The following is a 13,369-nucleotide window of genomic DNA, read 5'->3' on the forward strand; positions in this document are numbered from 1 at the left end:
TGACCGAGAAACGGTATTTAGCCCTGCTTATGACACGAAGCGAAACATAAGTTTGTTATAGTAACAACGGCACTTTCACCGACCGTGCCTTGCTAAACGGCAGAAGATCAACAAGCTAGTGGCAAAAGATCAACAGGCTTAAAGCTCGGAATTTATTCTTTGGGGGAACGAATTGGACGCAATAACCATTAACCACTTATTCTTGACTGGTGCCGTACTCATCGCCATCAGCGTGCTTTTCTCACAAGTGTCCTCTCGATTGGGCGTTCCTATTCTTTTGATCTTTTTGTTCGTTGGTATGTTAGCGGGTGAAGATGGACCCGGTAATATTCATTTCGATGATTACTCACTGACCTACTTGGTGAGTAACCTTGCGCTTGCCGTGATTCTGTTGGATGGCGGTATGCGAACCAAGGTGGCGAGCTTCAAGGTCGCTTTCTGGCCTTCGCTCTCGCTGGCGACGATAGGTGTCGCATGTACAGCAACCTTAACCGGATTAATGGCGGCTTGGCTGTTTGACTTGTCATTAATGCAGGGCATCTTGGTCGGGGCGATTGTTGGTTCAACCGATGCGGCAGCGGTATTCTCTTTGCTGAAAGGGCAGAGTCTCAATGAGCGTGTGGGTTCAACTCTAGAGATCGAATCAGGCACTAACGACCCAATGGCGGTCTTCCTGACGGTGACTTTAATTGCGCTGTTAGGTAACCCTGACGCTGAGATGGGAATGAACTTCCTACTGCAAAGTTTTGCGATGCAGTTTGGTATCGGTACCCTTGTTGGCATTGGCGGCGGCTGGGTTCTATGGAGCTTAATCAATCGAGTACAACTGGCTGATGGCCTTTATTCCATTCTGGTACTCAGTGGGGGCGTGGCTCTGTTTGCGTTCTCTAACATGCTTGGCGGCAGCGGCATCTTATCGATTTACCTAGTGGGCTTGTTCATTGGTAATCGTCCAACGCGTTCTCGACACTCTATTCTTAATGTCCTTGATGGCATGACGTGGCTAAGTCAGATCGTGATGTTCTTGGTGTTGGGTTTATTGGTGACACCATCGACCTTAATGGACATTGCACTTCCTGCGTTAGCACTGGCTTTCGGTATGATTTTGTTTGCTCGTCCAGTGTCGGTTTGGTTGGGTTTGCTGCCGTTCAGAAGCTTTACCACCAAGGAGCGCTGGTTTGTCTCTTGGGTCGGTTTACGTGGTGCAGTTCCGATCATTTTGGCGGTTTTCCCGATGATGGCTGGTCTGCCAAATGCTCAGCTGTATTTCAATATTGCCTTCTTCGTGGTTATGGTTTCGTTGATTGTTCAAGGCGGCAGCTTAATGAAAGTCGCAAGACTCGCTAAAGTGACTCTACCGCCAACGCCAACACCGATTTCTCGTACCGGTATCGAGATTTATCCGACCAGTGAATGGGAGATGTTTGTCTACAAGCTGAAAGAGGAAAAGTGGTGTGTCGGTGAACCGCTCAAGCGTTTATCGATGCCTGAAGGGACGCGCATCACTGCGCTGTTTCGACAAGATGCCTTGCTTCACCCATCGGGCAGTACCATATTAGAGGCGAACGATATTCTCTGTGTGCTTGGTCAAGATAAAGACCTAGATAGCCTAAGTGAGCTCTTCAGTGAGGCACCTTTGGCAGAAGAAGCCGCTCGATTCTTTGGTGACTTCTTCTTAGATGTTGGGTTATCGGTCGCTGCGGTAAGCGATTGTTATGGTATTGAACTTGGCTCGGAAGAAGAGCGAGAAATGACGCTAAAACAATTGGTTGATCAAGAGCTTGGGGCACACCCGGTATTAGGTGACAGCTTTGAGTGGCATGACATCACTTGGGTGGTTGCAGATATAGATGATCATAAAGTCGTCAAGTTGGGTTTATGCTTGCCTAAGACGACTTTAGAAGAGGATGTAAACGAAGCTTAATTGTGGATTTCTTGTAGCAAGATAACTGCTTGAGTTCGATTTTTCACATCCAGTTTACGGAAGATGGCTGTCATATGCGCCTTGATGGTCGCTTCCGAAACATTCAATTCATACGCGATTTGCTTGTTCAGCAGGCCGTCCGATAGCATTCCTAACACTTTGTATTGTTGAGGCGTCAATGTGGAAAGCTTTTCCGCAAGGTCGCTACAGGCTGCATTGTTGGTGATCAGCCCTTCAGGGAAGAATGGGTCGCCATTCAGCACTTGATTGAGTGCGCTGACCAATTCACGCATATCACTCGATTTAGGAATAAAGCCAAAGGCACCGTGGCTCTTCACTTGAGTGACAACGCTGGCATCCTCGCTGGCAGAGATCACCACAATTGGTAAATCTGGGTATTCAGCACGCAGTTGAATTAGGCCAGACATCCCGTTTGCACCCGGCATCTTAAGGTCGAGAAGCAACAGGTCTGGTTCATCCTCTTTCTTTAGCAGAGTCAGTAAGGCATCGAGGGAATCAGCCTCAAGCAGGTTCGCACCACTGATCGCCATATGAACTGACTGAAACAGGGCGTTGCGAAAAAGAGGATGGTCATCAGCAATGATGATGGTATAGGTCGAGTCCATGACGTTCATACTTTTAACAATTTAGTTAATATTTATTATCATCCTGATTGAGTATGTGGACAATATTTATGCATTAAAAGTCTGAACCATATCGACTTTTATCCCCGGAATAAGAAAGCGTTACTCGGAATAGCAAAAAAGCCGCACTGTCATCTCGTTACGGAGGGGCAGTGCGGCTTTCGTTTAGGCAGATATTCCGGCGAATATTGCCGTTATAGCTGGTGGTCTTGCATGTGTTTCAAGAATACATCGGCAGCCATAAATCCAGTAACACGAGCATTTGGAACATGGTTACCCTCGCCATCCCAGAACTCTATGGTTGGCAAACCGAGTACCTGTAATTGTTTAAGCAGTTCAATGTCTTGAGGCATGTTTCTCGTTACGTCAGCCTGAAGCAGGACGAAATCAGAAAGCTTGTTCTCGACATCGGCTTGGTGGAAGGTGTACTTCTCAAACTCTTTACAGGCCACACACCAATCGGCGTAGAAGTCGAGCATCACTGGCTTACCGAGTTTCTTCGCTTCGATGAGCTGGATTTCTAATTCTTCAACCGTGTTGATGCGTGCAAATTGGATTTGCTGTTCAACCACCACGCTCTTTTCTGCAAACCAGTAATTCAACGCAGGTTGCGCAGAAGCGAACAGACCGAGCATCGCGATGATACCCACTGCGCTCTGTTTCCAGCCGCCAAATGGCAGTGCATTCTTGCTGTGGTAAAGCCAACCAAAGGCGATGAAGCCTAATCCAGACCAAAGCACAGTTGCCCACAATTCAGGAATAATTCGCTCTAGTAGGAAGATAGGCGCTGCCAGCAAGATAAAGCCGAATACGATCTTCACCTTATCCATCCAGCTGCCTGCTTTTGGCAGTAGCTTATTACCAAATACCGCAACCAAGATCAGCGGGATACCCATACCCATCGCTAACGCATACAGGGCAATCGCACCCGTTAATAGGTCACCACTTTGAGCGACATACAGCAGCGCACCTGACAGTGGCGCTGTGGTACAAGGTGAACACACCAAGCCCGAGATAGCGCCCATCGCGAACACGCCCAAGGTATTGCCACCTTGTTGTTTGTTGCTTTGATTGTTGAGCCAGGTTTGGATACTGCTTGGCAGTTGTAGGTTATAAACGCCGAACATCGACATCGCCAACGTCACGAACAGAACACTCAGCGCGATCAGTACGTAAGGGTGTTGCATGGCCGCTTGGAACTGCATGCCTGCTGAAGCAACCACTAAACCTAATAAGGTGTAGGTTAACGCCATGCCTTGCACGTAGATGAACGACAACATCAGCGCACGACCTTGGCTGAGCTTGCCGCCACCCAATACGATACCCGTTAGAATCGGATACATAGGCAGAACACACGGCGTAAAGGCTAAGCCAACACCGAGTGCTAAGAATAATAATGGAGTCCACCAACTGTCACCCAGCTTATCGGCTAAGCCTGCTTCTTTTGAAACGGGAGCATTGGTTTGTTGAGTGGTATTACTTGCTGTGTCAGCTGTAGGAGAAGAGGGTTGTACTGAATTGTCCGCTTCACCAGCTGCAGAAGATGAACCTTGTGAGGCACTGCTGTTTTGGGCATCACCACTGTTTTGCACATCACTGCTTTTTATATCCCCAGGATTCGTCGAAGTAAACGGTTCAATGTCGATTACTCGAGTTTCTGGTGGGTAGCAGAAACCAGCATCTGCACAACCTTGATACTTAACGATCAGCTGTGAGCCATCTTGGTAACTCTGTAGCGGAACTTGCACGAATAACGGCTGAGTATAAATGCTCACCTCACCGAAGAATTCATCTTGGTGTGGTTGGCCATCTTCCATTTCAACATTGCCGATAGCGAGATTTTGGCCAGTGAACGAGAGGCTATGTTGATAGAGGTAGTAGCCCTCTTTTACTTGCCAGTCGAGAAGGACTTTGCCGTCTTGCTGGTAGTAATTGAAAGGAAAAGCTTGGTCTACAGGGACAAAACCGTTGTTATTGCCTCCGAAGCTTGGCTCGGCGTTGTCGTTTCCAAAAAGCGCCCACGCAGGCTGGGTGAACAGGGAAACACAAACAAAAAGTAATGTGGCAAGTCGTCGCATACTATTTAGTCATCAAAATGGAGTTGAAGGTATCTTAACTCAATCAGACCGTAATAGTTTGTGATTAGTTTCATCGACCAGCAAATATCCGCTAGGGCGGGTGGGCCACTTTCTTAGGCAGTCGAGAGAGGGTTAGCAGCGCAACTGCAGTGAACTGCCCTTGCCAATAAGACATTTAGGCAACACCCAAGCGTGCTCTTACTACTTGTTCGCAAGCATCAATGTTCATCGTGTCTTTTGGAATAATTAAAACCGTATCGTTACCACCAACCGTACCGATAATCTCGGTATGTGGGTCGATATCGACTAATCTTGCGACCAACTGTGCGCAACCAGGGTTTGTTTTTACGATCACCATCGCTTGGTTGTGAGTAATTAATTCGATTTGTGATGAGATTGAGGCATCGACACGCACAGGCGCGCTTTCAACCGTGATGCAGTAAACCTTTTTACCACAGGCATTCTGAATTTTGACAACGCCAAGCTGTGACAAAATGCGAGAGACAGTCGATTGGCTGATACCTGTATAGCCAATGTCGACGAGTTTCTCGCGCAGTTGATTCTGGGTCGAGAAGCTTTGTTGTTGTAGTAAGCGTTTGCACGCGGCAGTCAGTGTTTTATCTTCAGCTGAATACAAGCAACCGTGCTCAGTGATTTGGTTCATGAACAACTCCTTAAGGTCAACGTGTTGATATCGCTTGTCCATAGCGCAGAACGCACTCCCAAAGCCGTAGAGTACGATTGTTAATTAGGGCTTACCGATGAACCCCGAAATAAGAGGGAGGGTATGCGAGATGTATGATCATCTATTCATTGAGTCTAACACTAAAGGATAGTTATCTTTTTGAAGGCGATCACCAAACAAAATTCTGGTTAATTGCTTTTATTGTGGAGTTTTGTTCTTTGGTTGAATGGATATTTATTCCGTGTTGGGAATAAATATCCATGAATTATTAAGGGTTTTTGTTGCGGAGGTAATAGCGCTAAGGGTTAGCGAAGTTCACTCATGATCTCGCGAGAGAATACTTTTTCACAGTAGTGACATTTTAGCTGTACGTTTTCGTGTTTTAGCTGCACTTTAAAGCTACTTTCGACAGGTTCACCGTGCGAAATACAGTTGCTATTTGGGCAAGCGAACACACTGTTGATTTGTTCTGGCAGCACAAGTGTTAGCTTGTTGACCACTTTGTACTCTTCAATTTGATTCACTGTCGCTTGTGGAGCGTATAGAGCCAATTGGTTGGCTTGTTCCTTGGTCAGAAAGATGTTCTCAATCTTGATTAGGTCTTTGTTGCCGAGCGCTGATGATGGCAGGTTTAACCCCATCGTGATGCGTTGTTCTGTTTTATGCAGCTTGAACAGTTTGAGAATTTTAATCCCAAGATGAGCAGGGATGTGGTCAATGACGCTGCCATTACGGATCGCTTCTACTTGTAGCTGAGTTTGTTTAACCATGACTGTATCTCCTGCTTATAAAGTGTCATTTAGAACTAGGGCTAATAAAGCTTCACGTGCATACACACCGTTTTCGGCTTGTTCGAAGTAGTAAGCGTGTGGCGTTTTATCGACGTCAGTTGTGATTTCGTCGACGCGTGGCAGTGGGTGAAGTACCTTCATGTTTTGGCGAGCGTCTTTCAGCGTATCGGCCGTCAGAATGTAAGCCGATTTCATGTGTGCGTATTCTGACGCATCAAAGCGCTCTTTCTGTACGCGAGTCATGTACAGCACATCCAGTTCAGGCACCACTTCTTCAATACTGCTGTGGGTGCTGTATTGGATACCCATCTCTTCCAGTTCTTCACAGATGTAATCTGGCATCGCTAACACTTCTGGCGCGATAAAGAAGAAACGCACGTTATTGAATTTTGAGAGTGCTTGCGTCAATGAGTGCACGGTACGGCCATATTTTAGGTCGCCAACGAATGCCACATTGAGGTTATCGAGCGTGCCTTGCGTTTCGTAAATCGAGAATAGATCCAACAAGGTCTGCGTTGGGTGTTGGTTCGCACCGTCGCCACCATTTACAATTGGCACACCGTTAGAGAATTCAGAGGCTAAACGTGCTGCGCCTTCTTGTGGGTGACGCATCACAAAGGCATCAACGTAAGAAGAAATGACCTGCACCGAATCGGCAAGTGTTTCGCCTTTCTTAGCCAACGATGTGTTGCCGCCATTATCAAAGCCGATGACGGTGCCGCCAAGGCGTTGAACTGCGGTTTCAAATGAAAGGCGAGTTCGAGTTGAAGGTTCAAAGAAGCAGCTCGCGACAACCTTATTTTTCAGCAGCTCTGGATTTGGCTCTGCTTTGAGTCTTGCAGCAGTATCGACGATAAGCTCCAGTTCATCACGAGAGAGCTCTGGAATGGAGATGATGTGCTTGTTAAATAACGAATGCGCCATAACGGGTCTTCCTTTTTCTATGCATACAGTCAAATTGCGGACAAAAAAAAGCCCCCTAAAAATAGGAGGCTTCGAAACGATCAATAGAGCAAAATAAAAATGACACCAACGCCATTCTAAGGCGTATTGGTTGACAATCATGTGCGACAAAATTGCGGTTCATTTTTTGCTCTCTTAAGACAAATTGCGGAGGATTATACTCAGATAAAAAGGCCATGCAATACTTTCTTTAAAGTATTCATTTAATGGATTTTTATGCGAAATAACGTCCGTTTTTAACTTCCATTTAAGCCTTTGTTGAAGCTGAAAAACTTGTGTTTTTTTTTGGTAATAATCTCTTCAGTCGAATGAAAAAAAATGCGGGCTTTATCCAAGGGTTAAAACCCAAGTATGCCACCCGCATTTCCCTGCTACTGCACTTAACTTGTTAATGCTTGCGAACAAGTGAGTGCTTAACTATTTAGATTATTAGCTACCTAGATTCTTAGTTGTTTAGCTTATTAACTGCCTAATGTCGCAACCATGACTGCTTTGATGGTGTGCATGCGGTTTTCAGCCTCATCGAACACGATGGAGTATTCAGACTCGACCACTTCATCTGTCACTTCTACGCCATCTTTAAGCTGCGGATATTCAGCAGCAAGCTGTTTGCCTACTGTGGTATCTTCGCCGTGGAAAGCCGGTAGGCAGTGCATGAATTTCACATGTGGGTTGCCTGTTGCCTTGATCATGTTCATGTTGACTTGGTAAGGCATCATTAGGTTGATACGCTCAGCCCATGCTTCTTTCGCTTCGCCCATTGATACCCAAACATCGGTGTATAGGAAATCACAACCTTGCACGCCTTCTTGAACATCTTCGGTTAGCGTGATTTTGCCGCCAGTGTGTTCTGCGATTTCACGACATTGAGCCAATAGCTCTTCTTGTGGCCAGAATTGCTTTGGAGCAACAAGGCGAATGTCCATGCCCATTTTCGCAGCGCCAACCATCAGAGAGTTACCCATGTTGTTGCGAGCATCACCTAGGTAAGCAAAGCTGATTTCATGCAGTTGTTTACCACGACCGTATTCCGTCATAGTTAGGAAGTCAGCAAGGATCTGTGTTGGGTGGAATTCGTCAGTCAGACCATTCCATACCGGTACACCTGCGTAAGCGCCTAGCTCTTCAACGATTTCTTGACCGAAGCCGCGGTATTCAATGCCATCGTACATACGGCCAAGAACTCGAGCGGTATCTTTCATTGATTCTTTGTGGCCAATTTGAGAGCCAGATGGGCCTAAGTAAGAAACTCGAGCACCTTGGTCGAATGCGGCAACTTCAAATGCACAACGAGTACGAGTGGACGTTTTCTCAAAGATAAGCGCAATGTTTTTGCCAGTCAGTGTTGGCTGTTCGTAACCGTTGTACTTCGCTTTTTTTAGCTCCATAGAAAGATCTAACAAGTGTTGAATTTCGCGTGGAGTGAAATCTAGTAGTTTTAGGAAGTTACGATTGCGTAGGTTAAAAGCCATGATGTATTCCTTTTTAGATTTAGGCGCTTCCTTGTTACAGGGAAAGAAAATTCAAGAAAGCGCGATTCAATATTTAGTTAAATTTGTTCGGTTCTGTTTGTTCGTTTAATTCTGTTTTCGCAAGCTTTAAAAGCTCTCAAGGTTTCAGCTTCTTAAGCTTTAAGGTTCCAAGCTTTAAGTTTTTCAAGGTGATAAAGCTCGCTAGTGCGTTAACCTTTGGTGATATTGGTGCCCGCTTGGCCTTGCAAGATTTGCAAACCATCTTCGAGTGCACCGATACCCACTACTTTGCCGCCTTGCTGAATGAATTCGCACGATGCTTCAATTTTTGGCCCCATCGAGCCTGCATCAAATGTGAACTTCGCCAATTCGCTTGGTGTGGTGCTGCGCAGTGCGTGTTGAGTTGGCTTGCCCCAATCAAGGTACACAGCCTCAGCATCGGTCAAAATAAGCAGCGCATCCGCATCCAGTTGTTTCGCCAAGAAAGCCGCTGACATGTCTTTGTCGATAACCGCTTCAACACCCACTAATTTGCCATTCTCTTTTTTCACTGGGATGCCACCACCGCCAGTACAAATTACTAGGTGACCCGCATCGATAAGCTGTGTGATCGCTTCGTGCTCAACAATGCCGGTAGGGCGTGGGCTTGGTACCACGCGACGGAAATGTTGGCCGTCAGGTTTTACTATCCAGTGGAATTTCTCCGCTAATTCACGCGCTTCTGCTTCTTCGTAGATCGGGCCAATCGGCTTCGTTGGATCCGCAAATGCTGGATCGTTTGGATCAACCGTCATTTGCGTCAACATGCACGAGATGTTGCGGTCAGGCAGGTAGTTCTTGAACTCTTGCATCAGCATGTAGCCGATCATGCCTTGAGTTTCACTGCCCAATACATCTAGTGGGTACGGGTTTACTTTTTTGTATTCCAAACCTTGCAGAGCAAGTAGGCCAACTTGTGGGCCATTACCGTGTACTAAAACCACGTTGTACACTTTCGCGATTTCAGAGATGGTTTTAACCGCGGTTTCAATATTGCGGCGTTGAACATCGGCTTCTAACGGCTCACCGCGACGAAGTAGGGCGTTACCGCCGAGTGCAACAACAACAGTTTGCTTAGTCATAATTGTGTTCTCTCATTCTGGCCAAGCTGAGATTATTTAAGATCGTTCAACTTGGCCGTTTTCGTCTTAGTGATTAGATACCATCACGCTCAATTGGGCAGCTCATGCAGCGTGCGCCACCGCGACCGCGACCAAGTTCGTCTCCCGGAATCGGAAGAACCGTGATGCCTGCTTTGTCGTATTTTTCGTTGGTGTAGGTGTTGCCTTCGTAGCCAATAACGACGCCAGGTTTAACCGTTAGCACGTTGTTTGCATCGTTCCACTGTTCACGTTCTGCATGGAAGTTGTCGCCACCGGTTGTGATTAGGTTTAGCTTGTCTACGCCAAGTGCTTTTTCGATAGCTGTTACGAAGTAGCCTTCTTCTTTCACTTTTACAGCGCCAGACTCATCGCCAGTTAGGTTCCAGCACTGCACGTCTTTACTTACCACTTCAGGGTAAACAGAGAACGTATCTTCGTTCATGTGAGTCATTACGGTGTCTAAGTGCATGCAAGAGCGGTGTTTTGGTAACTGCATTGCGATAACTTGTGTCGCTTGACCGTGTTTGAATAGGCTAGATGCTAAGTGTTCAACACCTTGTGCTGTTGTACGCTCAGACATACCGATAAGAACCGCGCCACGACCAAGTACAAGAACGTCACCACCTTCAATCGTTGAGTTGTCGTAATTGATTTTTTCTTCATCGCCGAAGTATTTAATGAAGTCTTGGCCTGCGAATGTTGGGTGCCAGCGGTAAATAGCGCGAACGTGGTTTGTTTCACGTTGACGAGCTGGTTTCGCCATTGGGTTGATAGATACACCGCCATATACCCAGCAAGATGTATCGCGAGTAAATAGGTGGTTTGGTAGTGGCTCGATAATGAAGTCAGTTGGTGCGTGCATGCCTTGCATCATTGAAGATGATTTCATTGGCATCTCAGCGTAAGACAAACCGCCCGTTAGGATTTTTGCTAACTCTAGGTTTGGTAAATCGCCCAAGTAGCAGCGCACATCATTGGCGAATGTTTTACCCAAACGGTAATCAGATACTTGGCAGGTTAGTAGCCAATCTTTCGCTTCTGACACCGCTAGTGTGTCGGCTAGTAAGTCAGTAAGAAGAAGAACCTCAACACCTTGATCACGTAGCGTTTGAGTAAACGCGTCATGCTCTTTACCTGCACGCTCAACAGCCAGTACGTCATCAAATAGCAAATCGTGACAGTTAGAGGGTGTTAGGTGAGTCAGTGCGCGTCTTGGGCGGTGAACTAGAACGCGGCGTAATTGACCTATTTCAGAACCTACATAGAACTTACTCATGATCGTCTCTCTCTTATATATTTGAATTACTTTTATTGCTAAGAGTAATTATTTATTTTCAGTTGAGAATATTGAATTATTTTATTCATATCTCTTGTCTGGAATTAATATTACGCCTGCTAGTCAGGTATTCTTAGAGATCTATCACAAATCGTTTTTTATCCCGCAGCCCTTTAAAATCAAGGGTTTTAACAAACTTTATGCACTTTCAACTATTGTCAGGCTTTTCTAAATAGTTAACTCCTTGGGAATATTATGCATGCTTTTTTCATTCGCCTAGCTAGAATCCGATTTGTGAGGGATTATATGCAGAATAGTTTTATTGATAAGAGTGTGCTTAGTTTGGAAGTATGCAGTGTTTTTATTTAGATATTTAATTTTGGATGTGGAATTAATTAGTTGTTAACAAAATAAATGCGAATAAAGCTATTGTGGTCACACTTTATAATTGGGTTTTTTAAGCCAGTTTCCTATAAAAATTACTACTATTTTCTCTTTGGTTATTACTGTGTAAATTACTTTAAATATAATTAACGCTAATAAATGACTAAATATTTGTATAAATATAAGAGCGAAGAATAGTTGGCGATTTATTAGCTTTAACCTTGATGTTTAAACGTTGGCTGACTCTTTGTCGCAAGTGGTTTTTTCTTGTTTAAGCTTTGCTACTGAGATAGGTCATAGAGAGGCGTTAAATGAAGCGTGTGCAGCTCGGCAGGTTGTTTTGGTGATTGGGTTGGAGTTGGATTAGATAGCAATAAAAAAAGCCGCTATGGAAGCCGCTATGGAAGCCGCTATGGAAGCCGCTATGGAAGCGGCTTTGGATGAGAACGGAGTGAAGTGCTTTAAGTTAGATCAGCGCACCAATACTTAGTACAACGATGCAGAACACCATTAAGATACCGACTAATGGCATTACCCATTTAACCCAGCGAACATAAGGGACGCGGGCAATCGCCAAGCCACCCATCACAACCGCAGAGGTCGGGGTGATTAGGTTCACCAAGCCAGATGCCGATTGGTAAGCGGTGATAACGAGGTCACGACCTACGCCAGCAAAGTCGGCCAGTGGTGCCATGATAGGCATGGTGAGTACGGCTAAACCAGACGTTGATGGCACTAAGAAGGACAACAAAATCTCTAAGAAGAACATCACGTTAATAAAGATAACTGAAGAAAGCCCCGTTACCATTTGTTCTGCAGAGAACAGAATCGTATCGGTGATCATACCTCGGTCCATCACGACCACGATACCACGCGCGATACCGATGATAAGCGCTACACCAAGTAGGTCGCGGGCACCATCAATGAAGCTAGTCGTAAACTCTTCCTCGCTCATGCGAGCCACAATACCGACAATGATTGTCGCGGCTAAGAACATCGCTGAGATCTCTGCCATCCACCAGCCAGCAACCGATACACCGTAAATCATCACAGCGAAAGAGCCACCGAAAATAGTGAGGATTAATTTACGCGTTGTGGTGAAATCAAGTTTTTCGTCGCTCGTGTTACCAAGGAAGTGCGCTTTGTTCTCTTCGTATTTGTCGTAGACAATCGATGTTGTTGGGTCAGCTTGAACCATTCTTGCGTAACGCATGACGTAGGCAACACAAATTATCCAACCAATAACGAGCATGGCAATACGCAGCACGATACCGTCAGTAAATGGGATACCAGAGGCGTTGGCAGCGATCACGGTTGCGAATGGGTTAATCGTTGACCCTAGCACCCCAATCCCTGCGCCAAGCAGTACGGTCGCAGCGGCAACAAGAGGGTCAAAGCGAGCGGCCATCATTACTGGTACTAGCAGCGTATAGAATGGCAGTGATTCTTCCGCCATGCCGTAGACGGTACCGCCAGCAGCAAACAATGCCATCAGTATCGGTATCATCAACTCTTCTCGCCCTTCTAGGCGGGCGGTGACGCGTTCGATACCGGCATCAATGGCGCCAGTTTTGGTTACTAGCCCTAAGAAGCCACCAATGATTAGAATGAACAGTGAAACGTCGATGGCTGCAGCTTCATAGCTATTGTGGTCGTAGAAACCGTCAATAGGCGCGAGTAGTACGTCAATCACACCTTGAGGGTTACCTTCTACTGCTTGATAGGTTCCGGTAACCGGTACTTCTCGACCTAACTCTTCATTCATTGCTCGGTCGTATTGGCCTGCTGGAACAACCCAGGTAAGCAGGGCTACGAATGCAATTAGAATAAATAGAATGGTGTAGGCAGAAGGGAATTTAAAGTTGGCAAAGAAGCCGCCCTTTTTTTTCTCGCTTGGTATCGTCTGAGTCGTCATGGCTATCTCCTTACATCATCCTAAATAGAATTGACGTGAATTAGCGACTAATGTTTATAGATTGTAAATACAGTGACATTTATAAAGCATTCAAC

At 45.9% G+C, this 13,369-nt stretch carries 10 protein-coding genes; 1 reads left to right on the plus strand and 9 read right to left on the minus strand.

Features of this window, described 5'->3' with window-relative positions; genetic code table 11:
- The first annotated feature begins 172 nt into the window (after nucleotides 1-172).
- The gene (locus NX845_RS14860; protein WP_004729725.1) at nucleotides 173-1,924 is read left to right on the plus strand and encodes a potassium/proton antiporter; all 1,752 of its coding nucleotides are present in this window, start codon (nucleotides 173-175) and stop codon (nucleotides 1,922-1,924) included.
- Here NX845_RS14860 and NX845_RS14865 read toward each other — a convergent pair.
- The 9 genes from NX845_RS14865 to NX845_RS14905 all read right to left on the minus strand — a co-directional run bounded on the left by NX845_RS14865 (nucleotide 1,921) and on the right by NX845_RS14905 (nucleotide 13,274).
- The gene (locus NX845_RS14865; protein WP_004729724.1) at nucleotides 1,921-2,550 is read right to left on the minus strand and encodes a response regulator transcription factor; all 630 of its coding nucleotides are present in this window, start codon (nucleotides 2,548-2,550) and stop codon (nucleotides 1,921-1,923) included. The two genes, NX845_RS14860 and NX845_RS14865, sit on opposite strands and share 4 nt — an antisense overlap.
- 212 nt (nucleotides 2,551-2,762) lie before the next feature.
- The gene (locus NX845_RS14870) at nucleotides 2,763-4,646 is read right to left on the minus strand and encodes a protein-disulfide reductase DsbD (RefSeq protein WP_260256964.1); all 1,884 of its coding nucleotides are present in this window, start codon (nucleotides 4,644-4,646) and stop codon (nucleotides 2,763-2,765) included.
- Between the two features lie 175 nt (nucleotides 4,647-4,821).
- The gene (locus tag NX845_RS14875) at nucleotides 4,822-5,310 is read right to left on the minus strand and encodes an arginine repressor (RefSeq protein WP_004729722.1); all 489 of its coding nucleotides are present in this window, start codon (nucleotides 5,308-5,310) and stop codon (nucleotides 4,822-4,824) included.
- A gap of 326 nt (nucleotides 5,311-5,636) precedes the next feature.
- Nucleotides 5,637-6,101: an aspartate carbamoyltransferase regulatory subunit gene (gene pyrI, locus NX845_RS14880; RefSeq protein WP_102559674.1), complete on the minus strand. Its 465-nt coding sequence runs from the start codon at nucleotides 6,099-6,101 to the stop codon at nucleotides 5,637-5,639.
- Between the two features lie 15 nt (nucleotides 6,102-6,116).
- Nucleotides 6,117-7,046, minus strand: a complete 930-nt coding sequence (pyrB, locus tag NX845_RS14885) for an aspartate carbamoyltransferase (protein ID WP_004729720.1) — start codon at nucleotides 7,044-7,046, stop codon at nucleotides 6,117-6,119.
- 500 nt (nucleotides 7,047-7,546) lie between these two features.
- Nucleotides 7,547-8,557, minus strand: coding sequence for an ornithine carbamoyltransferase (locus NX845_RS14890; protein ID WP_102490934.1), 1,011 nt, complete (start codon nucleotides 8,555-8,557; stop codon nucleotides 7,547-7,549).
- Between the two features lie 209 nt (nucleotides 8,558-8,766).
- Nucleotides 8,767-9,678, minus strand: coding sequence for a carbamate kinase (gene arcC / locus NX845_RS14895; protein WP_004729718.1), 912 nt, complete (start codon nucleotides 9,676-9,678; stop codon nucleotides 8,767-8,769).
- Nucleotides 9,679-9,751: 73 nt separating this feature from the next.
- Nucleotides 9,752-10,975, minus strand: a complete 1,224-nt coding sequence (gene arcA / locus NX845_RS14900) for an arginine deiminase (RefSeq protein ID WP_017077581.1) — start codon at nucleotides 10,973-10,975, stop codon at nucleotides 9,752-9,754.
- Nucleotides 10,976-11,825: 850 nt separating this feature from the next.
- Entirely contained in the window at nucleotides 11,826-13,274 is a 1,449-nt protein-coding gene (locus tag NX845_RS14905; protein WP_017094774.1) for a YfcC family protein, read from the minus strand.
- Between the last annotated feature and the right edge of the window lie 95 nt (nucleotides 13,275-13,369).

The organism is Vibrio sp. NC2, from assembly GCF_025195005.1.
In the GTDB taxonomy this organism is placed as follows: domain Bacteria; phylum Pseudomonadota; class Gammaproteobacteria; order Enterobacterales; family Vibrionaceae; genus Vibrio; species Vibrio splendidus.

Coding starts and splice junctions, on each gene's coding strand:
- NX845_RS14865 (WP_004729724.1), bottom strand. CDS start 2,550: ATGGACTCGACCTATACCATCATCATTGCTGATGACCATCCTCTTTTT.
- arcA (WP_017077581.1), bottom strand. CDS start 10,975: ATGAGTAAGTTCTATGTAGGTTCTGAAATAGGTCAATTACGCCGCGTT.
- pyrB (WP_004729720.1), bottom strand. CDS start 7,046: ATGGCGCATTCGTTATTTAACAAGCACATCATCTCCATTCCAGAGCTC.
- pyrI (WP_102559674.1), bottom strand. CDS start 6,101: ATGGTTAAACAAACTCAGCTACAAGTAGAAGCGATCCGTAATGGCAGC.
- NX845_RS14905 (WP_017094774.1), bottom strand. CDS start 13,274: ATGACGACTCAGACGATACCAAGCGAGAAAAAAAAGGGCGGCTTCTTT.
- NX845_RS14890 (WP_102490934.1), bottom strand. CDS start 8,557: ATGGCTTTTAACCTACGCAATCGTAACTTCCTAAAACTACTAGATTTC.
- NX845_RS14875 (WP_004729722.1), bottom strand. CDS start 5,310: ATGAACCAAATCACTGAGCACGGTTGCTTGTATTCAGCTGAAGATAAA.
- arcC (WP_004729718.1), bottom strand. CDS start 9,678: ATGACTAAGCAAACTGTTGTTGTTGCACTCGGCGGTAACGCCCTACTT.
- NX845_RS14870 (WP_260256964.1), bottom strand. CDS start 4,646: ATGCGACGACTTGCCACATTACTTTTTGTTTGTGTTTCCCTGTTCACC.